Raw genomic sequence first — 19,898 nt, forward strand, 5'->3', positions numbered from 1 at the left:
CACAAGCCCGACTCCAGGGTGAACCGCGCCCGCGCCGCATGCGCCACGCCGCCAATCGGCTGTGCAGGTCACAGCGCGCGCGCGGACGGGCGGCGATAGTCCGGAGTCCTGCCACCCGGAGCATCCCCTGCATGTCCATCTGGAAAGACCAAGGCCCCGCGAAGAAAGAGGCCGGCAACCTGCCGCCGGAACCCACCTCCCTTCCCGTGCGCGACACCGCCACGGCGGCGGAGTTCTCGCCCGCCGTCACCGCACCGCCGGGCACGCGTCCGGTTGAACGCAGCGCTCCCCAGGAGGCCCTGAAGGAATCGCTGATCGCCGCCGACCTGACCATCGAGGGCAAGATCGAAGGCACCGGCCACATTCGCATCGCAGGCCGCTTCAAGGGCGACGTGAACGTGCAGGGCGACCTCACCATCGAAACCGGCGCCAAGCTCAATGGTGGCGTGCGGGCGAAGAAGGTGACCATCGCGGGCGAGCTGGAAGGCAACATCGAGTCCGCCGCACGCGTCGAACTGCTGGCATCGGGCGTACTGATCGGCGACGTGAAGTCAGGATCGCTCACGGTGGCCGCTGGGTCCCGCATGCGCGGCCAGGCCGACTTCGGCTGGGATGAGCCTGCCAAGGGCGGCAAGGGCAAGGACAACGGCACGGAGCCCGGCGCCGCCGCATGAGCCAACCCCGCCCAGGCAGTGCCGGCGCCACCCGCACCTGCCCGCACTGCAAGGCGACGATCCTGGAAAGCGCGGCGGTCTGTCCGGGCTGCCGCCACCACCTGCGCTTCGAACCCGGCGCAGGTGCCCAGACCACGCCCGCGCTGACACCGCTGCGGATCGAGGGCACGCTGCAGCCGCCTGCGGAAGGCGCGGCATGGGAGTACAGCGTGGTGCTGTCGATCCGTAACGATCGTGGGGAGGAAGTCACCCGTCAGGTGGTCGGTGTCGGTGCGATGCAGCCGCACGAGCAGCGCAGCTTCGTGCTGTCGGTGGAGCTCAATCCCGCCACCGGCAAGGCGGCGGGACGGCGCACGCGTCACTGACGCGCAGGCTCATCCCTTCTTGTCGGGCCCGCAACTGTTGCAGCCGCCACAGGACGCATCCGCGCCTGAGGGCGGCGGCGCGATCCAGCGCCCCAGCCGATACCGCCAGCCCACGCTTCCCTGCCGCAAAAGCGGCAACGCCAGCGCGCCTCGCAGCCTGCGCAGTGGCCCCGGGAACTGCTTCTTCAGCACGACCCACAGGCTGATCACCACCGCGACGGCGATGATGGCGTATTGCAGGGCGAGCGACGCGTCCATGGCTCAGCCCGCGCCCAGTGCCTTGGCGACCTGGTAAGTCACCAGCGAGGCGAGGTAGGCCAGCGCGAACAGGTAGAACGTGGCAAAGCCCATTTGCTTCCACGAGTTGGTCTCGCGCTTGATCGTGGCGAGGGTCGAGATGCACATCGGCGCGTAGATGAACCACACCAGCAGCGACAGTGCGGTCGCGAGCGACCAGCCGTCGCTGATCACGGGCGTCAACGCCTGGATGGCTGCGTCATCGTCGGCCGCCGACAGGGCATAGATCGTCGCCAGCGAGGCAACTGCCACTTCACGTGCGGCCAAGCCGGGAATCAACGCGATGCATATCTGCCAGTTGAAGCCCAGTGGCGCGAAGAACACCGCCATCGCATGACCGATGCGGCCGGCGAAGCTGTAATCGATCGCGGGACCCATTGCGCCTTCCGGCGGTGCCGGGAAGTTCAGCAGGAACCACAGCAGGATGGTCAGCGCCAGGATGATGCCGCCGACGCGCTTGAGGAAGATCATCGCACGCTCGTACAGGCCGATGAGCAGGTCGCGCGGGTGCGGAATGCGGTAGGAAGGCAGTTCCAGCAACAGCGCGTGCTCGCCCTTGTCGCGGCGCCACTTCTTCATCACCCATGACACCAGCAACGCACTGAGGATGCCTGCTGCGTACAGGCCGAACAGCACCAGGCCCTGCTGGTTGAAGATGCCCACCTTCTCGTTCGGCACGAATGCACCGATCAGCAGTGCGTACACCGGCAGGCGCGCCGAGCACGTCATCAGCGGTGCGACCAGGATCGTCGCCAAACGGTCGCGCGGGTCCTGGATGCTGCGCGTGGCCATGATGCCGGGGATGGCGCAGGCGAAGCTCGACAGCAGCGGAATGAAGGAGCGGCCCGACAGGCCGGCCGATGCCATCATGCGGTCCAGCAGGAACGCCGCGCGGGGCAGGTAGCCGCTTTCTTCCAGTGCCAGGATGAAGGCGAACAGGATCAGGATCTGCGGCAGGAACACGACCACACCACCCAGACCGCCGATGATGCCGTCGACCAGCAGGCTGTTGAGCGGCCCTTCGGGAAGCAGGCCGCCCGCCTGTCCGCCCAGCCAGCCCGTGCCCGCTTCGATCATGTCCATCATCGGCGTCGCCCAGGCATACACCGCCTGGAAGATCAGGAACATCACCACGATCAATGCCAGCAGTCCGAACACCGGGTGCAGCAACCAGCGATCCAATGCATCGTCGATCTTCGCCGTCCGCGTGGGCATGGCGACCGCGAGCGACAGCAGGCGACGTGTTTCCGCATGTGGATCGGCGCCTTCCGCCAAGTGCGTGCGTGGCTCGTGCGGCTGTGCGGCGACGGCATCGATGCGCTCGACCAGCGCACGCGCACCGCCATGCTTCACCGCGATGGTTTCGACCACCGGCACGCCGAGTTCGCGCTCCAGCGCCGCCAGGTCGATGGCGATGCCGCGACGCTGCGCGGCATCCATCATGTTGACCGCCAAGATCATCGGCTTGCCCAGCTCGCGCACTTCCAGCGCGAAGCGCAGGTGCAGGCGCAGGTTGGTGGCATCCACCACGCAGACCAGCACATCCGGTGCCGGTTCGCCGGGATAGAAGCCGCGGCAGACGTCGCGGGTGACGGCTTCGTCCAGGCTGGCGGCGTGCAGGCTGTAGGCACCCGGCAGATCCAGCACCGCGTAGCTGCGCCCCGACGCCGACGAATGCAGCCGGCCTTCCTTGCGCTCGACGGTGACGCCGGCGTAGTTGGCGACCTTCTGCCGGCTGCCGGTCAACTGGTTGAACAGCGCTGTCTTGCCGCAATTCGGATTACCGACCAGCGCCAGCCGCAGCGTCGATGCCTCGGCGGCGCTCATGATGCGGCTCCGTTGCGCAATCGCACACGGGCCGCTTCGGAGCGGCGCAGCGCGAAGCGCGTGAAACCCACCTGCACCAGCAGAGGCTCCGCACCCAGCGGCCCCTTCGCGACCACTTCGACTTCCTCGCCGTTGACGAAGCCCAGCTCGCGCAGGCGGCGTGCGATGTTGTCCTGCGGCCCGTGGTCTTCCACGGTGTCCACGATGGCGGGGGTACGCGAAGGCAGTTCTGTCAGGATCACGCCAGGCTCTCAAATGCGAACTATTCTCATTGTAGCATCGCCGCAGTGCAGGAAGGCCGCAACGCACTGTGCCGCTATCATTCAGCGACTTTGAAGGGAACGGCAGGCATGGCGGCATCACCGCAGGAACATCCCCTCGTACTGGAACGCGCAGGCGCCGTGGCGCGCATCCGGCTGGACCGCCCCACCCTCCACAACGCGTTCGACGCCGGGCTGATCGCCGCGCTGACCACCACGCTCGAACAGGTCGGCGCTGAATCCGACATTCGCGCCGTCGTGCTGGAAGGCAGCGGCGTCTCGTTCTCCGCCGGCGCGGACCTGAACTGGATGCGTGGCATGGCCACCGCCAGCGAGGAGGCCAACCGCGAGGACGCCCTCGCCCTCGCCCGCCTGATGCGTACGCTGGACGAACTGCCCAAACCCACGATTGCCCGCGTGCATGGAGCGGCCTTCGGCGGCGGCGTGGGCCTGGTGGCCTGCTGCGACATCGCCATCGGCGTGCCCGAGGCGAAGTTCGGCCTGACCGAGAGCAAGCTGGGGTTGTTGCCGGCGGTGATCTCGCCGTATGTCATCGCCGCCATCGGTGCACGGCAGGCGCGGCGATGGTTTGCGACGGCGGAGGTCTTCGATGCGTCCACCGCGCTGCAGATCGGATTGCTGCATCAGGTGGTGCCGGCGGCGCAGCTGGACGAGGCCGTGGCGCGACAGCTCGCCCTGCTGCTGAAGGCGGGGCCACACGCTGCGGCAGGTGCGAAGCTGTTGGTCGCACGCGTCGCCGCTTCTTCCGACCGTGGCCGGATGGATGCCGACAATGCGGAGCTGATCGCGAAGTTGCGCGTTTCCAGCGAAGGCCAGGAAGGCCTGTCGGCCTTCCTCGACAAGCGCGCACCATATTGGGTCGCCAAGGATTGATGACGTGACCAAGCCCCACAGCACGACGCGCGCCTTCAAGCCCTCCCCTTCAAGGGGAGGGTTGGGTGGGGATGGTGTTCAGGGAGGAAATCACCATGCAGGGACAGACGAACAGGAAGGTCCTGCGGGACAAACTGCAGCGCATCCTGCGCAACCAACCGACGGACGCCGAACATCGGCTCTGGCGGTACCTGCGGAAGCGCCAGTTGGACGGCTACCGATTCCGGCGGCAGCATCCCTTCGGCGACTACATTCTGGATTTCGCGTGTCTTGAACTGAAACTCGTGGTGGAACTGGATGGCAGCCAGCACGCGGACAACCATGCCTACGACGCGATACGTACCCACTTCTTGGAGCGGGCCGGGTTCAAAGTACTCAGATTCTGGAACAATGACGTATTCGAGAATATCGAGGGGGTCGTCGAAGTGATTCTTACAGCGCTGGCAGACAGCCAAGCAACACCATCCCCACCCAACCCTCCCCTTGAAGGGGAGGGCTAGACGCGATGTTCTCCAAGATCCTGATCGCCAACCGCGGCGAGATCGCCTGCCGCGTCATCCGCACCTGCCGCCGGCTGGGCATCCGCACTGTCGCCGTGTACTCGGAAGCCGACGCCGATGCGCAGCACGTGCGCCAGGCCGACGAAGCCTACCCGATCGGCGGCCCGCGGCCCCAGGAGAGCTACCTGCGGGGTGATGCGATCATCGAGGTGGCCAGGAGCAGCGGCGCGCAGGCCATCCACCCCGGCTATGGCTTCCTCTCCGAAAACGCCGACTTCGCCGATGCCGTCGCTGCCGCCGGCATCGTGTTCATCGGTCCCTCCGGCGCCTCCATGCGCAAGATGGGCAGCAAGGCCGGTGCGAAGGACCTGATGGACGCCGCCGGGGTCCCGGTGGTGCCGGGCTACACCGGTGAGGACCAGTCGCCGAACACCCTGTCGCGCGAAGCGGCGCGCATCGGCTTCCCGCTGATGATCAAGGCCGCGCACGGCGGCGGTGGCAAGGGCATGCGTATCGTCCATCGGCTGGAGGATTTCATCGCCCAGCTCGAAAGCTGCCAGCGCGAAGCGGCCAACGCCTTCGGCCGCGACCGCGTACTGCTGGAACGCTACGTGCAGTCGCCGCGCCATATCGAGATCCAGGTGTTCGCCGACACGCACGGAAGCACCCTGCACCTCAACGAGCGCGAGTGCTCGGCGCAACGCCGGTACCAGAAAGTGCTGGAGGAATCGCCCTCGCCCTTCCTGACGCCGTCGCTGCGAAATGCGATGGGCGAGGCGGCGGTCCAGGCCGCACAGGCCATCGACTACGTCAACGCCGGCACCGTCGAGTTCATCGTCGATCCCGACGGCCAGTTCTATTTCATGGAGATCAACACGCGACTGCAGGTGGAACATCCTGTCACCGAGTTCGTCACCGGCCAGGACCTGGTGGAGTGGCAGTTGCGTGTCGCCGCCGGCGAACCCTTGCCGCTCGCGCAGGACGCCATCACGCAACACGGGCACGCCATCGAAGTGCGCCTGTATGCCGAGGATCCCGAGGCAGGATTCCTGCCTGGCTCGGGCCGCCTGGAAAGGCTGGTCCTGCCGGCACCCTCGGCGCAGGTCCGCCTCGACGCGGGCGTGATCGAAGGCGACACGGTGACCATCTTCTACGACCCGATGATCGCCAAGCTGATCGTCTGGGGCGCGGACCGCACCGAGGCCCTCGCAGGGCTGCGCGCCGCGCTGGCCGAGTGCGGGATCGTCGGACCGAAATCGAACATCGGCTTCCTGGAACGACTGGTCCGCCACCCCGCCATCGTCGAAGGTCGCATCGACACCGGCTACCTGGACCGCCATCTGGACGAGTTCATGCCCGCCGTCGGGCTGGATGCCGTGCAGCAGGTCGCGATCGCCGTCGCGGCGCTGCTCCAGCAGGAAGCGGATGCGCGACAGGGTGCCCGCCATTCCAGCGATCCCGGTTCGCCGTGGGCCGTCGGCGATGGCTGGCGACTGGGACATGCCGGTGCGCGGCCGCTGGCATTCCAGCATCAGGAGGAGACCTGGGAAGCCTCCGGCCATGGCCATGCCGGTACCTACCGCATCCGTCTGGCCACCACCACGTATGAGGTGGAAGGCGCAAAGCTGACCGGCGACCTCCTTGGTTTGCGTATCCAGGGAGAGGCGCGGCGATTCCGCGTCCAGCGCCACGGCACGCGCCTGACGCTGCATGATGGGGAACGTCGGGCCACGGTGGAAACGGTGCCGGTCTACCGTCGCGTGGCGGCGGCAGGCATCGAGGCGGGCGGCAGGATCGTCGCACCGATGCCGGGGCGCGTCGTGCTGGTCAAGGCACAGCAGGGGGACACGGTCAAAGCCGGACAGGAGCTGCTCGTGATGGAGGCGATGAAGATGGAACTGGCGGTGAAGGCTCCGCGCGACGGCGTGGTGGCCGAAGTGCGCGCCAGTGCCGGCGACTTCATCGACGCCGACACATTGCTCGTGACGCTGGAGTGAGCCCCTCCATGGCTTTCCCGCGCATGACGACCGCCCTGCTGTTCGCAACATTCGCGCTGGCGGGCTGCGTGATGTTCGAGCAGCCACCCGCCCCGCTGACCTGCGACCCCGCGCTGGTGGGCCGGTGGATTCCGCTCGCCGACAGCCCGCAGGACAAGGTGCCGCTGGGCAAGGACGACTACGCCGAAGTGGATGCCCGCTGCCACGTGCGCCTGCGCGACAACAGCCGGACCGACGCGCCGAGCTTCGATGCCCTGGGTTTCGAGATAGACGGGCAACGTTACCTGGCGCTCGGCTTCGAGGAGCTGGAGGGACTGTTCGCCACCGGCAAGACGGCGCCCCCGACCCCCAAGGGCATGCCTGCCGGCGCTGTCACGCTGCTGAAATACCGCATCCGCGACGATACCCTGCAGATCGCGATGCTCGACACGGTGGCCATCATGCAGCGGGTGCAGCAGGGCACGTTGAAGGCCCGCGAGACCGATGCCAGCACGTATCTGTTCGAAGGGCGTCCCGAGCAGCTGCGCGACTTGCTGCGCACCCATCCGGACCTGTTCGATGCCTTCGATGGCGGCGGCAAGGCATTGCGCATGCGGCGCGCAAAAGACGCGGTGACGCCATGATCCCCACCGCTCCCCTGCCGATGGCGGATGGCGACTTCGTCAGGATCGTGGAAGTCGGCCCGCGCGATGGCCTGCAGAACGAAAAGGCGCTCGTCTCGACCGCCGACAAGGTGGAATTGATCGACCGTCTGTCCGCCACCGGCCTGCTGAGTATCGAGGCCACCAGTTTCGTCAGCCCGCAGTGGGTTCCCCAACTGGCCGATGCGGCGGACGTCTTCACCGCCATCCGGCGCAGGCCCGGGGTCGCCTACCCCGTGCTGGTGCCGAACGAAAAAGGCTATGACCGCGCACGTGCGGTCGGCGTGGAGGAAGTGGCGGTGTTCACCGCCGCGTCCGAAGCCTTCAACCGCACGAACATCAATGCGTCCATCGATGAATCCATCGAACGCTTCCGCCCCGTGCTCGAGCGCGCGGCCGCCGATGGCGTGAAGGTGCGCGGTTACGTGTCCACCGTCCTGGGCTGCCCGTACCAGGGCGACGTACCGGTCACGGACGTGGTGCGGGTGGCCAGGCAGCTCCATGCGCTGGGCTGCTACGAGATATCGCTGGGCGACACCATCGGCGTGGGCACACCGCGCAAGGCCGCCGGCATGTTGAAGGCGGTCGCAGCGGAACTGCCCATGTCCGCATTGGCAGTGCATTTCCATGACACCTACGGGCAGGCGCTGGCGAACATCCTCGCCTGCCTGGATGAAGGCGTCCGCGTGGTGGACGCCGCCGTCTCCGGCGCAGGCGGCTGCCCTTACGCCAAGGGCGCGAGCGGCAACGTGGCCAGCGAGGACGTGGTCTACCTGCTGCATGGCCAGGGCCTGCGCACGGGGGTGGACCTGGATGCACTGGCCGATACGGGCCGGTGGCTGGCGGCACGCCTCGGCCGCGAGACCGGCAGCCGCGTCGGCAAGGCCCTGGCGGCCGCATGAACACAGGCCCGGCCAGCGACGTCGATGTGGTGGCGCTGGCCGCGGCACTGGAGCGCGCGGCTGCCGTCGAAGGTACCGACGGCGCTACGGCGGACCTGCTCCGGCAAGCCGGCGCGGCGTTGCTGGCCAAGCAGCACGAGGCCGATACGGAGCGCTCGCGCTACCGCAACCTGTTCGATGCCGTGCCCGACCCGGTCAGCATCATCGCCGAGGACGGCACCGTGCTGGACCTCAACAAGGCCGGCATGCTGGCCTACAAGCGACCGCGCGACGAGATCGTCGGCAACAACATCAACGTGCTGAACCCCGACCTGCCGCGCGATCACCTGGTGCCGGTCTGGGAAACCCTGAATCGCGGCGTGACCTATGTCATCGAGGTCACCAACATGCGCGGCGATGGCACCCGCTTCCCGGTGGAAGTGCACTCGGCCAACATCAACTTCGACGGGCGCAAGAGCATCGTCGCGGTGGCACGCGACATCAGCAGCCGGCGGCTGGCCGAGATGCGCTACCGCGAACTCATGGAGACCCTGGACAAGGGCATCGTGGTGCACAACCGCGAGATGGAAGTGCAGTACTGCAACGGCGCGGCCATGCGCATCTTCGGCATCCGCGAGGACCAGCGCGTCGACCAGGAGCTCGCCCTGGACCGCTGGCATGTCGTCGACGAGCACGGCCGCGAGATGGGCCGCCACGAGTTGCCCGCGCAACGCGCGCTGGACAGCGGCCAGATGGTCGAAAGCGTCCTGCTGGGCCTGTATCACCGCCAGAAGAAACAACTGCTGTGGCTGACCGCCACCTCGGTGCCGCAGTTCGCCCCCGGCGCGAGCGTGCCGGCGCAGGTGACCACGCTTTTCAGCGACGTGACCGAACTCAAGCGCGACAGTGCGCTGTTCGACCGTGCGCAATCGCTCGCGCATATCGGCGGCTGGGAATGGGACATAGGCCGCGACCGGATGTACCTGACCGACGAGGCCCAGCGCATCCTGGGTGCCGCGCGTGCGCTGGTGACGCTGGATGACATGCTGTCGTGCCTGCGCGAAGCGGATCGTCGGCGCCTGCGTGGCGCGCTGGACCTGGTCACCGCCGGCGGCAAGGGCTTCGACCTGGAACTCCAGGGCACGCAGGCCGACGGGCATCCGTTCTGGATCCGCGTGATCGGCGACGCCGAGCCCGGCGACCCGGGTGCGTCGCGCATCACCGGCACCATGCAGGACATCTCGCAGGACAAGCAGGCCGAGGAGATGCTGCGCATCCAGGCGCGCACTGATCCGCTGACCGGGCTGATGAACCGCGATGCCGTGCTGACCGAACTCGGCACGCGGCTGGCCGACCCCGAGCGCGCGCGCGCCGCCGTGCTCTACATCGACCTCGACCGTTTCAAGATGGTCAACGATGTACTGGGCCACAACGCAGGCGACGAGCTGCTGGTGCAGGCCTCGGACCGCATCCGCGGCGCGGTGGGCACCGACGGCATGATCGCCCGCTTCGGCGGCGACGAATTCCTGGTGATCTGCGATGCGGGCGAGAACCCGCACCTGCCGGAACAACTGGCGCACGCCGTACTCGGCGCGTTCGCGGACGCCTTCCGCTTCGGCAAGGACGAGTTCGCCATCACCGCCAGCATCGGACTGGCCATCGCACCCGGCGACGGCCTGCGCCCGCAACAGTTGATCCAGAACGCCGACATCGCGATGTACGACAGCAAGCACCGCGCGCGCAATGGCTGGCAGAGCTTCACCCAGGAACTGGCGCAGCGGCAGCAGGACCGTCTGCAGATCGAGACGCAGCTGCGACGCGCGGTGGACAACGAAGAGTTCCGGCTGGTCTACCAACCGCAGGTGGACCTGCGCAACGGCCGCATCATCGCCGGCGAAGCGCTGATCCGCTGGCAGAACCACCAGCTGGGCGAACTGCGCCCGGACGTGTTCATCAGCCATGCGGAGACGACCGGCGACATCGTGCGCATCGGCAGTTGGGTATTGCGCGAAGCATGCCGGCAGGTGGCCGCCTGGCGCGACCAGGGGCTGGGCATCGTGCGCGTGGCGGTCAATGTGTCGTACCGGCAGTTCGCCGGTGACGACCTGGCCGATCGCGTGCGGGCGATCCTGACCGAGTTCGACCTGCCCGGCGCAGCGCTGGAGCTGGAGTTCACCGAACGCGTGCTTATCGAGGACGCCCCCGCCACGCTGCGTACCTTCGCCGACCTGCGGCAGCTGGGCGTGGTGCTGACGATCGACGATTTCGGTGAAGGCTACAGCGCGCTCAACTATCTGCGCCGCCTGCCCATCCACGGCCTGAAGCTAAGCCCGCTGTTCACCGAGGGCGTGCCCAGCAACCGGTCCGATGTGGCCGTCTGCCAGGCGGTGTCCGCGATCGCACGCAGCCTGGGACTGGGACTGGTCGCCGAGGGCGTCGAATCCGAGGCGCAGCGCCAGTTCCTGCTCAACCTCGGGGTTCCGGTGGGCCAGGGATTCCTGTTCGCGCCCGGCCTGTCGCCGGACGAATTCGCGCGCCGGCTTGCCGACGCCCCGCTGGAGCGGGTGCACGCCTGAGAGGCGGCAATCCTTGCAGGAGCGTCGTGAGTCGCGACCGGGAGCCGTCTGCTCCATCGTCCTCCTTCGCAGGTCGCAATGAATCGCCATGGTTCGCGCCTCGCCAAAGGGCATTCGCCTTGGTTCCCGGTCGCGACTCACGTCGCTCCTACAGCAAGCTCCGGGCTCCCAGACGCCCACCATCGCGTAAAATGCCGGCTTTTCCGCACTAGGTTCACCGCATGCAGCTTCCCGACACCTGCGCCGTCATCACCGGCGGCGTTTCCGGCCTGGGCCTGGCCGTGGCCCGCCACGTGGTCGCCCATGGCGGCAAGGCCGCGCTGTTCGATGTCAACGACGACAAGGGCGCCGCCGCGGTCGCCGAGCTGGGCGAGGCCAACGTCCGCTACTTCCGTACCGACGTGACCGACGAGGCCGGCGTCGCGGCGAACGTGGCGGCAGCGAAGGAATTCCTCGGCGGCTTGAATGCAGCGATCAACTGCGCCGGCATCCTCGGCGCCGGTCGCGTGCTGGGCAAGGAAGCACCGATGCCGCTTTCCACGTTCCAAGGCACGGTGATGGTCAACCTGGTCGGCAGCTTCAACGTGGCCAAGGCCGCCGCCGACGTGATGCAGCACAACGTGCCCAACGCCGATGGCGAACGCGGCGTGATCGTCAACACGGCCAGTGTGGCGGCGTACGAAGGCCAGATCGGCCAGGCGGCGTACTCGGCATCGAAGGGCGGCGTGGTCGCCATGACGCTGCCGATGGCGCGCGAACTGTCCCGCTTCGGCATCCGCGTGATGACCGTGGCGCCCGGCATCTTCTGGACGCCGATGGTCGATGGCATGCCCGAAGCCGTGCAGCAGTCGCTCAGCGCCTCTATCCCCTTCCCGTCCCGCCTCGGCAAGCCCGGGGAGTTCGCCGACCTGGTCGCCTATATCCTGGGCAATACGTATCTCAACGGCGAGACCATCCGGCTGGATGGCGCCGTGCGCCTCGCACCGAAATAGGGCCGTGATTCGTCATTCGCGAGTGGTGATCCGCAAGAGCCGCCTTCCCGGATGATCACGCCGCCCCACCCCATCACCCATCACCAATTACAAATCACCACCATGAAAGCTTTCGACATCAAGAAGGGCAACGTCGTCGAACACAACGGCGGCGTATACCAGATCCGCGACATCGAGCGCAGCTCGCCGCAAGGGCGCGGCGGCAACGTGCGCTTCCGTTTCATCATGTACAGCGTGCCGGGCGGCAACAAGCTGGATGCCAGCTTCGACGCCGACGACAACCTGCCGGAAGTCGAACTGCTGCGCCGGCAGGCGACATTCTCGTACATGGATGGCGATGCGTTCGTCTTCCTCGACGATGAGGACTACACGCCCTACACGCTGGACGCCAGCGTCATCGGCGATGACGCCGGCTACATCACCGAAGGCCTCGCCGGCTGCTACGTGCAGGTCATCGACGAACTGCCGGTCGCGCTGCAGCTGCCGCAGCACGTGACGCTGGAAGTGGTGGAAACGCCGCCGGAACTGAAGGGCGGCACCGCGACCAAGCGCCCCAAGCCGGCCAAGCTCAACACCGGCATCGAGATCATGGTGCCGGAGTACATCACCAACGGCGAGCGCATCCTCGTCAACACGACGACGGGCGAGTTCGGCGGTCGCGCCGACTGAGGTCTTCTGTCACGACGCGCCTGCCGCATCCAGTGCGCGCAGGCGCGCGCCGATCGTTTCCAGGTTTGCTTCGATGCCCTGCAGGACCTCGCGCCGGTCGGCAGGCAGCCAGCGCTCCAGTTCGCCACGAAGCACACCATCCTGCTCACGCAAGCGCGCCACGCGGGCTCCTGCTTCCTCCACAACGCGCGCGCGCTCATCGGCCTGCGGAAGTCCGTAGCCCTCCGGCAGCAGTTCCGAGGGGCGACTGGCGAAACCGGTATCGCCCAGCCACGTGCGCAAGGCCTGCAGCGCCCGCGCGACATCGGCGGGCGCATTGCGGCCCAGGTAGCGTCGCTTCAGTTCGTCGCGCAACAGCAGTTGCTGGCGACGGAGCGCCGCATTCTCCAGCACCAGCAGCGCCGCGCTCGCACGCAGGTCGGCCCGTGGCAGCCAGATGGCGCGCTCCGCAGGCGACAGCGCCAGCCAGGCGTGCAGGTCCTGCTGCGGCAGCGCGAGCGCCTCGCGCGCCACGGCGAACAGCGCGTCGTAGCGCGCGCTCATCGGCTCGAAGTAGTAACCGAGTCGTCGCGCCTGCCCTGCGTCGTCGAGCACGCGGGCATCGGCGATGCCACGACGCTCCAGCTTCTTCAGCAGTCCGGTGGGCGTGATGCTGGCGAGCGGCTCCCCGGCCAGTCGTGGCACACCGTCGTGCAGCAGCTTCCAGGTCTCCACCGCGCAGTTGTTGCTGATGAAGTAGTAGCGTCCGTCATAGCTCCAGTGAAGCTGCGCGGCCCGCTCGACCATGGACGCGATTTCACCCTGCTCCAGTTGCAGGGGAATGGACTGCAGGCCGCGTAGTTCCACCCGGGTGTACTCCTCGATCACCTGGTCCAGCGGCAACAGGAACAGGCGCGACGGGTACGAGCCGGTCAGGCCGCGCCACCCTGAGATCTGCACGTCGCCCACGAACGCGCGGAACGACAGCACGCGGTGATGGGCCAGGTCGAAGCGGCAGTCGGGCCCCGGTGCGCGACTGGGCGCGCAGACCACCAGCCGCAGCATGCTGTGGCCCCAGCGACTCATCGCCTGCGTGTTGCCTTCCGCCAGCAGATAGTCGACCGCGTAGATGCGCGCCGGGTCCAGCGCGAGCAGCGAGGCAGCGCCCGCTTCGGCATCCACGTCCAGGAAAGGCAACCCGGGCGCGCACGCCTCCGGCTTCGCCAGCACCTGGAAGTGCGCCGCGAAATGGCGGTGCAACGCCGGGCGCCGGCAGCCGTAGGCCGGGTCGAGTACGAAATGCTCGAGGTTCACCGCCACGAATTCGGAAGGACGCTCCCGCTCGTACGGATCGGGCGTCCGCGCGACGAAATCGTTGCGCGAACGGCGCCCCGCGATGGCAAACACGCTGCGCTGCCATCCCGCGAGATCGCGCAGGCCCGGATCGCGCGACAGCACATCGCGTCGTGCACGATCGTAACTGTGCGCAAGTTCGTGCACCAGCGCATGACGGACGGCGCGCAACGAAGCATCGTCCGCAGGCACGCCATCGCGCGCCTGCCATGCCTGCAGCAGATGGCGCGGCAGCAGGATGCGATCACCAACCCGTCGGCCGGCGACATGCGCCGGAAGATCGTCGCGCCATTGCAGGACGAGATCGGGCGGCAGCCCATCGCGCCATGCCTGCGGCAGGCGCGGCAGGACATCGTCGAGCAGCGCCTGCGTCGCGACGATGTCATCCGAGCCGAGGCCCGTCGGATCGATGTCGAGCGCGGCCGCCGTGACGGCCGGCCCCAGCCATGCCCATGCGAGCAGCGCGACGAAGCGCCGGCCGCGGGGCCGACGCGGTGGCATCAGCGGGCCAGGATGGCCTGCGCCAGCTGCATGTCGCTGGCCTTGCGAGCGGCTTCATCCTTCTCGCGCAGGTGACGCAGCGCGGCTTCCAGTTGGGCGCCACGGATACGGCCGTCGCTGGCGACAAAGCTGGCGGCGTCCTCGCGCGCCTGCACGACGATCTTGTCGTCGCCGGATGAGCTGTCGGACGAGGCGGACGAGCCGGCGGACGACGCACCGGCCGAACTGCCGGCGAAGCTGCCGGCCAGTGCCGGGATAGAGAACGCCAGCAGGACGCCAGCCAGGAGAATTCGGGACATGGACACTTCCAGGGAATGAACGGATACCGCGCGCATCGCGGCGCGCCAAGACTACCTGCAATCAGCGATGGCTGGATGAATCCGCGTCACGCGTCGAACAGCTTGCCCGGGTTCATCAGGCCATTCGGATCCAGCACGCGCTTGATGCCGCGCATCACCGCGATCTCGTCGGCGCTGCGCGTGCTTTCCAGATAGCCCTTCTTCACCAGGCCGATGCCGTGTTCGGCGGAAATGCTGCCGTGGTGGTGGCGCAGCGAGTCGGCCAGCAGCTTGGTGACCTGCTCGCACTGGGTGACGAACTCCGCGTTCTCCATACCGTCGGGCTTCAGCACGTTGATATGCAGGTTGCCGTCACCGATATGGCCGAACCACACCACTTCGAAGTGCGGGTACGCCTCGCCCAGCAACGCCTGCGTCTCGGCAAGGAACGCCGGCATGGCGGAAATGCGCACGGACACGTCGTTCTTGTACGGCACATAGCGCGCCAGCGCCTCGGTGATGCCCTCGCGCAGGCGCCACAGCTGCGCGGCCTGGGCATCGGACTGGCTGATCACGCCATCGCTGACCCAGCCCTGCTCCATACAGGCCTCGAAGGCCGCCATTGCCGCAGCTTCCCTCGCCTCGTCGCCGATCGCGAACTCGGTGACCACGTAGTACGGATGGATTTCCTCGAACGGCTTCTGTGCGCCATGCGCCAGCACATGGTGCAGCGCGCGGTCGGTGAAGAATTCGAAGGCCTCCAGCTGCAGGCGCTCGCGGAACGCGGCGAACACCTGCATCAGCACATCGAACGACGGCAGTGCCAGCAGCATGACATTGGTCGGCGGCGGCGGATCGGTCAGCCTCACGGTGGCTTCCACCACGATGCCCAACGTCCCTTCCGAGCCGATCCAGAGATGGCGCAGGTCGTAGCCGCTGGAGTTCTTGATCAGCGCCTTGTTGAGCTCCAGCACGTCGCCGGCACCGGTGACGACTTTCAGACCGGCGATCCATTCGCGCGTGTTGCCGTAGCGGATCACCCGGATGCCGCCGGCGTTGGTGGCGATGTTGCCGCCGATGGCGCAGGAACCGCGTGCTGCGAAATCGACCGGATAGACCAGTCCGTGCTCACGCGCCGCGTTATGTACTGCCTCCAGCGGCATACCGGCCTGCACGGTCAGCGTGCGGTCCACGGCATTGAAGTCGAGCGTCTGGTTCATGCGCTCAAGGCTGAGCACCAGTTCGCCATTCGCGGCCACGGCGCCACCGGACAGGCCGGTGCGCCCGCCCGAGGGCACCACGGCCACGTGATGCTCGTTCGCCCAACGCACGACGGCCTGCACTTCCTCGACCGTGGCCGGCAATGCGATCGCCAGCGGTGCCGGTGTCCAGCGCCGGGTCCAGTCGCGGCCGTAGTGCTCGAGATCGGCAGGATCGGTCTTCAGGCGCAGCGCCGGGACGGCGTGCAGCAGGGCTTCCAGGCGCGGATCGCTCATTGCGGAGGGCAGGCTTTCGGGGACGCCCAGCGTGCCAGCGATGCTGCGCTGCGTCCAGCGAGCGATGCGCTTGGTTGCAAGGGCAACAAAGCCTGGAAAACGGCAACCGAGCTTTTCATTCCGCGCCGCACCATCGACGGCGTGCATCTGGCATAGTGACGCCCCTTCCCCCTCCGCTGCGACCTTTCCGGCAATGTCGATCAAGAAGACCTCGTACCCGAAGCAGGACATCCGCGTGCTGTTGCTGGAAGGGGTCAGCCAGACCGCCGTGGAGACGTTCCGCGCGGCGGGCTATACGCAGATCGAATACCACGAGAAGTCGCTGCCGGAAGACGAGCTGAAGCGCCGCATCGCCGAGGCGCACATCGTCGGCATCCGCTCGCGCAGCCACCTGACCGACGATGTGCTGTCGCAGGCACGCCGGCTGATCGCGGTGGGCTGCTTCTGCATCGGCACCAACCAGGTGGACCTGGACGCGGCCGAACTGGCCGGCATTCCGGTCTTCAACGCCCCGTATTCCAATACCCGCAGCGTGGCGGAACTGGTGGTCGCCCAGGCCATCCTGCTGATGCGTGGCATCCCCCAGAAGAACGCCGAGTGCCACCGGGGCGGCTGGAGCAAGTCCGCTGCCGGCAGTCATGAGGTGCGTGGCAAGACCCTGGGCATCATCGGCTACGGCCATATCGGCACCCAGGTGGGCGTGCTGGCCGAGTCGCTGGGCATGCAGGTGCTCTTCCACGACATCGAGACCAAGCTGTCGCTGGGCAACGCTCGCGCCGCCGTCAGCCTGGACGACCTGCTGGAACTCAGCGACGTGGTCACGCTGCACGTGCCGGAGACGGCCGCGACGAAAGACATGTTCGGCGCGGCGCAGATCGCCCGGATGAAGCCCGGCGCACACCTGATCAACGCCTCGCGCGGCACCGTGGTGGACATCGATGCACTGGCGGAAGCACTGAAGTCCGGCAAGGTCGGCGGTGCCGCGGTGGACGTGTTCCCGGTGGAACCCAAGGGCAATGCGGATGCCTTCGAGTCGCCGTTGCGCGGGTTGGACAACGTGATCCTGACCCCGCATGTCGGTGGCAGCACGCTGGAGGCGCAGGACAACATCGGCGTGGAAGTGGCGGCCAAGCTGGTGCGCTACAGCGACAACGGCAGCACGCTGTCGGCGGTGAACTTCCCCGAAGTCACCCTGCCCGGCCACGAAGGCAGCCGACGCATCCTGCATATCCATCGCAACGTGCCGGGCGTGCTGTCGCAGATCAACGACATCTTCCGCGACCGCGGCATCAACATCGACGGCCAGTTCCTGCGTACCGACCCGAAAGTCGGCTACGTGGTCATCGATGTGACTGCCGATGAAGAACAGACGGCCAGCCTGCGCGACGCGATGGCGGCGATCGACGGCACGCTGCGGGTGCGCGTCCTGTATTGATATCCGCAGTGCGGTGGGCCAAGGCCCACCCTACGCCGTGTTGCGCGCCAGCCACTTGCGGGCCATGCGGCTGAGGGATTCATCCGGCTCGGCGGCGATCGGTCCGATATCGCGCCAGGCCAGGTCGAGCGACTCCTCGCTGACCACGTAGTCCTCGCCGCCGTTGGCACGCACCACATAGCGTATGTCGTAGTGCCAGTGGCCCGGCACGTCCTTGCGTTCGGGTATCCAGTGGCGATCCAGATCGAAGATGCCGCCTTCCACGGACAGATCGGACAGGCCGGATTCCTCCTCGGCTTCCTTCAGTGCCACGCGCGCCATGTCCTCGTCACCATCGGCATGGCCTCCCAGCTGCAGCCACCGGCCCAGCTTGCGGTGGTGGGTCAGCAACGTGCGCCGGCCATCGGCACTGACCAGCCAGGCGCCACCCGTGAGATGCCCTTCCAGCCGCTCGCGGAGCAGCGGGTTGGCCGGATCGTCCAGCAGCTCGAGAAACTGCGCGACCACCGCCTGTTCGTCGGGCCAGCGGTGTCCGTAATCGGCCAGATGTGCGCGAAGGGCAGTGTAAGCGGCTGACACGGCGTGGTTTTTCCTTGCGGGCAGGTCGGTGGTGTCGTGATTATCGCCCGGCATGCTGCAACCGCGCTTGTGATCCCCCGCCCGCTTTGGCAAGGTACGGCCTTCCGTGGGGGCGCCTTCCCCATGACAGTTGCCACCGCCTGGCGGATCTTTCCGCCGGCATCCAGTCTTGCAAGGGGACGCTGCGAATGCTCAAAGCTCTGTTCAGGGTCAAGCCGGTTGCACCGGCGGGACATATCGATGCCGGTGAACCTTTCGAAGGCAGCCTGGACGGCGAAAGCAGTCTGAAGCGAACCCTGACCGCCAAACACCTCGTGCTGCTGGGCGTGGGCGCGGTCATCGGTGCGGGCATCTTCGTGCTGACCGGCCAGGCCGCGGCCAACCACGCCGGCCCCGCGATCATGTTGAGCTTCGTGATTGCCGGCTTCGCCTGCGCCATGGCCGGCCTCTGCTACGCCGAGTTCGCCTCGATGATGCCGGTGTCCGGCAGCGCGTATTCGTACTCCTACGCCACCTTGGGCGAGGCCGTGGCCTGGTTCATCGGCTGGTGCCTGGTGCTGGAATACCTGTTCGCATCGTCCACCGTCGCGGTGGGCTGGTCTGGCTACCTGGTGAGCTTCCTCACCGGCACGCTGGGCGTGCCCTTCCCCGAGCAGTTGGCGACAGCGCCGATCACATGGGCCGATGGCGGATTCGTCGCCACCGCGGGCATCATCAACCTACCTGCGGTGCTGATCGTCGCTGCGGTCAGCGGCCTGTGCTATGTCGGCATCACCCAGTCGGCCTTCGTCAACTCGATCATCGTCGCGATCAAGGTAGTCGTGATCGCGGCCTTCCTCGGCTTTGGCATCCAGTACGTCGATCCGGCGAACTGGACTCCCTTCATTCCCGAGAACACCGGCCCCGGCCAGTTCGGCATGGATGGCGTGTTCCGCGCGGCGACCATCGTGTTCTTCGCTTACATCGGCTTCGACGCGGTCTCCACCGCCGCAGGCGAGGCCAAGAACCCGCAGCGCGACATGCCCAAGGGCATCCTCGGCTCGCTGGCCATCTGCACCGTCATCTACATCGCCGTCTGTGCGGTGCTGACCGGCATGACCCACTACACGCTGCTGGGCACCGCCAAGCCGGTGGCCACGGCGCTGGAAGAGGTCCTCAAGGCCGATCCCGGCGCCAGCGTGGGCTGGCTCAAGACCGCGGTGGAAATCGGCGCCATTGCGGGCCTGTCGTCGGTGATCCTGGTCATGCTGATGGCACAGCCACGCATTTTCTACAGCATGGCCAAGGACGGGCTGATGCCGAAGATCTTCGGCAAGGTGCATCCGAAGTTCCATACGCCCTATGTCGGCACGATCATCGTCGGCGTGCTGGCCTGCCTGCTCGCCGGCTTCATGCCGCTCAGCGTGCTAGGCGAACTGGTTTCGATGGGGACGCTGCTGGCCTTCGCCACGGTGTGCCTCGGCGTGCTGGTGCTGCGCTTCACCCGTCCTGACCTCAACCGGCCGTTCCGCGTGCCGATGTTCTGGCTGATCTGCCCGGTGGGCGTGCTCGCCTGCCTGTTCCTGTTCCTGCAGTCGTTCATGGAGCACTGGCAGATCTTCGTGGCCTGGACCGTGCTGGGCCAGCTGATCTACTTCGCGTACGGCTTCCGGAACAGCAAACTCAGGCAGAAGGCCTGATCCTCTTCAAGGCCGGCGGGCGCAC

The 19,898-nt window shown here is 67.2% G+C and carries 19 protein-coding genes; 12 read left to right on the plus strand and 7 right to left on the minus strand.

Annotated features, from left to right (window positions below):
• Positions 1 to 131 precede the first annotated feature (131 nt).
• Positions 132 to 674 carry a polymer-forming cytoskeletal protein gene (locus tag WBN46_RS01230; protein WP_337729977.1) on the plus strand — a complete coding sequence of 181 codons (543 nt, stop codon included), beginning with the start codon at positions 132 to 134 and terminating at the stop codon, positions 672 to 674.
• Entirely contained in the window at positions 671 to 1,039 is a 369-nt protein-coding gene (locus WBN46_RS01235; RefSeq protein ID WP_337729978.1) for a hypothetical protein, read from the plus strand. The genes WBN46_RS01230 and WBN46_RS01235 overlap by 4 nt, the downstream gene beginning before the upstream one ends.
• Before the next feature lie 9 nt (positions 1,040 to 1,048).
• On the opposite strand, the gene WBN46_RS01240 is transcribed toward WBN46_RS01235, so the two are convergent.
• The 3 genes from WBN46_RS01240 to WBN46_RS01250 are packed head-to-tail and all read right to left on the minus strand — an operon-like array spanning position 1,049 to position 3,405.
• Positions 1,049 to 1,297 carry a DUF6587 family protein gene (locus WBN46_RS01240; RefSeq protein WP_337729980.1) on the minus strand — a complete coding sequence of 83 codons (249 nt, stop codon included), beginning with the start codon at positions 1,295 to 1,297 and terminating at the stop codon, positions 1,049 to 1,051.
• A gap of 3 nt (positions 1,298 to 1,300) precedes the next feature.
• Positions 1,301 to 3,163, minus strand: a complete 1,863-nt coding sequence (locus tag WBN46_RS01245; RefSeq protein WP_337729981.1) for a ferrous iron transporter B — start codon at positions 3,161 to 3,163, stop codon at positions 1,301 to 1,303.
• Positions 3,160 to 3,405 carry a FeoA family protein gene (locus tag WBN46_RS01250; protein ID WP_337729982.1) on the minus strand — a complete coding sequence of 82 codons (246 nt, stop codon included), beginning with the start codon at positions 3,403 to 3,405 and terminating at the stop codon, positions 3,160 to 3,162. The genes WBN46_RS01245 and WBN46_RS01250 overlap by 4 nt, the downstream gene beginning before the upstream one ends.
• Positions 3,406 to 3,513: 108 nt before the next feature.
• On the opposite strand from WBN46_RS01250, the gene WBN46_RS01255 reads away from it, so the two are divergent.
• The 8 genes from WBN46_RS01255 (at position 3,514) to yeiP (ending at position 12,573) form a co-directional block, all read left to right on the plus strand.
• On the plus strand, positions 3,514 to 4,317 hold the full coding sequence (locus WBN46_RS01255; RefSeq protein WP_337729983.1) for an enoyl-CoA hydratase-related protein: 804 nt from the start codon (positions 3,514 to 3,516) through the stop codon (positions 4,315 to 4,317).
• A gap of 95 nt (positions 4,318 to 4,412) precedes the next feature.
• Complete coding sequence (locus WBN46_RS01260; RefSeq protein WP_337729984.1) at positions 4,413 to 4,817, plus strand: endonuclease domain-containing protein; 405 nt, start codon at positions 4,413 to 4,415, stop codon at positions 4,815 to 4,817.
• 5 nt (positions 4,818 to 4,822) lie between these two features.
• Complete coding sequence (locus WBN46_RS01265) at positions 4,823 to 6,814, plus strand: acetyl/propionyl/methylcrotonyl-CoA carboxylase subunit alpha (RefSeq protein ID WP_337729986.1); 1,992 nt, start codon at positions 4,823 to 4,825, stop codon at positions 6,812 to 6,814.
• An 8-nt stretch (positions 6,815 to 6,822) separates the two neighbouring features.
• Positions 6,823 to 7,437, plus strand: coding sequence for a hypothetical protein (locus WBN46_RS01270; RefSeq protein ID WP_337729987.1), 615 nt, complete (start codon positions 6,823 to 6,825; stop codon positions 7,435 to 7,437).
• A 20-nt stretch (positions 7,438 to 7,457) separates the two neighbouring features.
• Positions 7,458 to 8,357, plus strand: coding sequence for a hydroxymethylglutaryl-CoA lyase (locus WBN46_RS01275; RefSeq protein ID WP_337730853.1), 900 nt, complete (start codon positions 7,458 to 7,460; stop codon positions 8,355 to 8,357).
• Positions 8,354 to 10,912 carry an EAL domain-containing protein gene (locus tag WBN46_RS01280; protein ID WP_337729988.1) on the plus strand — a complete coding sequence of 853 codons (2,559 nt, stop codon included), beginning with the start codon at positions 8,354 to 8,356 and terminating at the stop codon, positions 10,910 to 10,912. Before WBN46_RS01275 ends, WBN46_RS01280 begins: the two co-directional genes overlap by 4 nt.
• A 221-nt stretch (positions 10,913 to 11,133) precedes the next feature.
• Positions 11,134 to 11,904, plus strand: coding sequence for an SDR family NAD(P)-dependent oxidoreductase (locus tag WBN46_RS01285; RefSeq protein ID WP_337729990.1), 771 nt, complete (start codon positions 11,134 to 11,136; stop codon positions 11,902 to 11,904).
• A 102-nt stretch (positions 11,905 to 12,006) separates the two neighbouring features.
• The gene (yeiP, locus tag WBN46_RS01290) at positions 12,007 to 12,573 is read left to right on the plus strand and encodes an elongation factor P-like protein YeiP (RefSeq protein ID WP_337729991.1); all 567 of its coding nucleotides are present in this window, start codon (positions 12,007 to 12,009) and stop codon (positions 12,571 to 12,573) included.
• Between the two features lie 9 nt (positions 12,574 to 12,582).
• On the opposite strand, the gene WBN46_RS01295 is transcribed toward yeiP, so the two are convergent.
• The 3 genes from WBN46_RS01295 to WBN46_RS01305 all read right to left on the minus strand — a co-directional run bounded on the left by WBN46_RS01295 (position 12,583) and on the right by WBN46_RS01305 (position 16,180).
• Positions 12,583 to 14,406, minus strand: coding sequence for a DUF4105 domain-containing protein (locus tag WBN46_RS01295; protein WP_337729992.1), 1,824 nt, complete (start codon positions 14,404 to 14,406; stop codon positions 12,583 to 12,585).
• Entirely contained in the window at positions 14,406 to 14,705 is a 300-nt protein-coding gene (locus tag WBN46_RS01300; RefSeq protein ID WP_337729993.1) for a DUF2388 domain-containing protein, read from the minus strand. The genes WBN46_RS01295 and WBN46_RS01300 overlap by 1 nt, the downstream gene beginning before the upstream one ends.
• A gap of 86 nt (positions 14,706 to 14,791) precedes the next feature.
• The gene (locus WBN46_RS01305) at positions 14,792 to 16,180 is read right to left on the minus strand and encodes an FAD-binding oxidoreductase (protein WP_337729994.1); all 1,389 of its coding nucleotides are present in this window, start codon (positions 16,178 to 16,180) and stop codon (positions 14,792 to 14,794) included.
• 193 nt (positions 16,181 to 16,373) lie between these two features.
• Between WBN46_RS01305 and serA the strand changes: the two genes are divergently transcribed.
• Complete coding sequence (gene serA / locus WBN46_RS01310) at positions 16,374 to 17,615, plus strand: phosphoglycerate dehydrogenase (RefSeq protein ID WP_192200946.1); 1,242 nt, start codon at positions 16,374 to 16,376, stop codon at positions 17,613 to 17,615.
• A gap of 30 nt (positions 17,616 to 17,645) precedes the next feature.
• On the opposite strand, the gene WBN46_RS01315 is transcribed toward serA, so the two are convergent.
• A complete protein-coding gene (locus WBN46_RS01315) occupies positions 17,646 to 18,161 on the minus strand; it encodes an NUDIX hydrolase (RefSeq protein ID WP_337730854.1) in 516 nt (171 codons plus the stop codon).
• A gap of 221 nt (positions 18,162 to 18,382) precedes the next feature.
• Here WBN46_RS01315 and WBN46_RS01320 point away from each other — a divergent pair, with 221 nt between their 5' ends.
• Entirely contained in the window at positions 18,383 to 19,873 is a 1,491-nt protein-coding gene (locus tag WBN46_RS01320) for an amino acid permease (protein ID WP_337729995.1), read from the plus strand.
• Positions 19,874 to 19,898: the final 25 nt, after the last annotated feature.

This window comes from Pseudoxanthomonas sp. CCNWLW251, assembly GCF_037402255.1.
In the GTDB taxonomy this organism is placed as follows: Bacteria; Pseudomonadota; Gammaproteobacteria; order Xanthomonadales; family Xanthomonadaceae; genus Pseudoxanthomonas_A.

What these genes read in the sequence shown, in the direction of transcription:
- WBN46_RS01230 (WP_337729977.1), top strand. Translation starts at nt 132, where the DNA reads ATGTCCATCTGGAAAGACCAAGGCCCCGCGAAGAAAGAGGCCGGCAAC.
- WBN46_RS01235 (WP_337729978.1), top strand. Translation starts at nt 671, where the DNA reads ATGAGCCAACCCCGCCCAGGCAGTGCCGGCGCCACCCGCACCTGCCCG.
- WBN46_RS01240 (WP_337729980.1), bottom strand. Translation starts at nt 1,297, where the DNA reads ATGGACGCGTCGCTCGCCCTGCAATACGCCATCATCGCCGTCGCGGTG.
- WBN46_RS01245 (WP_337729981.1), bottom strand. Translation starts at nt 3,163, where the DNA reads ATGAGCGCCGCCGAGGCATCGACGCTGCGGCTGGCGCTGGTCGGTAAT.
- WBN46_RS01255 (WP_337729983.1), top strand. Translation starts at nt 3,514, where the DNA reads ATGGCGGCATCACCGCAGGAACATCCCCTCGTACTGGAACGCGCAGGC.
- WBN46_RS01260 (WP_337729984.1), top strand. Translation starts at nt 4,413, where the DNA reads ATGCAGGGACAGACGAACAGGAAGGTCCTGCGGGACAAACTGCAGCGC.
- WBN46_RS01265 (WP_337729986.1), top strand. Translation starts at nt 4,823, where the DNA reads ATGTTCTCCAAGATCCTGATCGCCAACCGCGGCGAGATCGCCTGCCGC.
- WBN46_RS01270 (WP_337729987.1), top strand. Translation starts at nt 6,823, where the DNA reads ATGGCTTTCCCGCGCATGACGACCGCCCTGCTGTTCGCAACATTCGCG.
- WBN46_RS01275 (WP_337730853.1), top strand. Translation starts at nt 7,458, where the DNA reads ATGGCGGATGGCGACTTCGTCAGGATCGTGGAAGTCGGCCCGCGCGAT.
- WBN46_RS01280 (WP_337729988.1), top strand. Translation starts at nt 8,354, where the DNA reads ATGAACACAGGCCCGGCCAGCGACGTCGATGTGGTGGCGCTGGCCGCG.
- WBN46_RS01285 (WP_337729990.1), top strand. Translation starts at nt 11,134, where the DNA reads ATGCAGCTTCCCGACACCTGCGCCGTCATCACCGGCGGCGTTTCCGGC.
- yeiP (WP_337729991.1), top strand. Translation starts at nt 12,007, where the DNA reads ATGAAAGCTTTCGACATCAAGAAGGGCAACGTCGTCGAACACAACGGC.
- WBN46_RS01295 (WP_337729992.1), bottom strand. Translation starts at nt 14,406, where the DNA reads ATGCCACCGCGTCGGCCCCGCGGCCGGCGCTTCGTCGCGCTGCTCGCA.
- WBN46_RS01300 (WP_337729993.1), bottom strand. Translation starts at nt 14,705, where the DNA reads ATGTCCCGAATTCTCCTGGCTGGCGTCCTGCTGGCGTTCTCTATCCCG.
- WBN46_RS01305 (WP_337729994.1), bottom strand. Translation starts at nt 16,180, where the DNA reads ATGAGCGATCCGCGCCTGGAAGCCCTGCTGCACGCCGTCCCGGCGCTG.
- serA (WP_192200946.1), top strand. Translation starts at nt 16,374, where the DNA reads ATGTCGATCAAGAAGACCTCGTACCCGAAGCAGGACATCCGCGTGCTG.
- WBN46_RS01320 (WP_337729995.1), top strand. Translation starts at nt 18,383, where the DNA reads ATGCTCAAAGCTCTGTTCAGGGTCAAGCCGGTTGCACCGGCGGGACAT.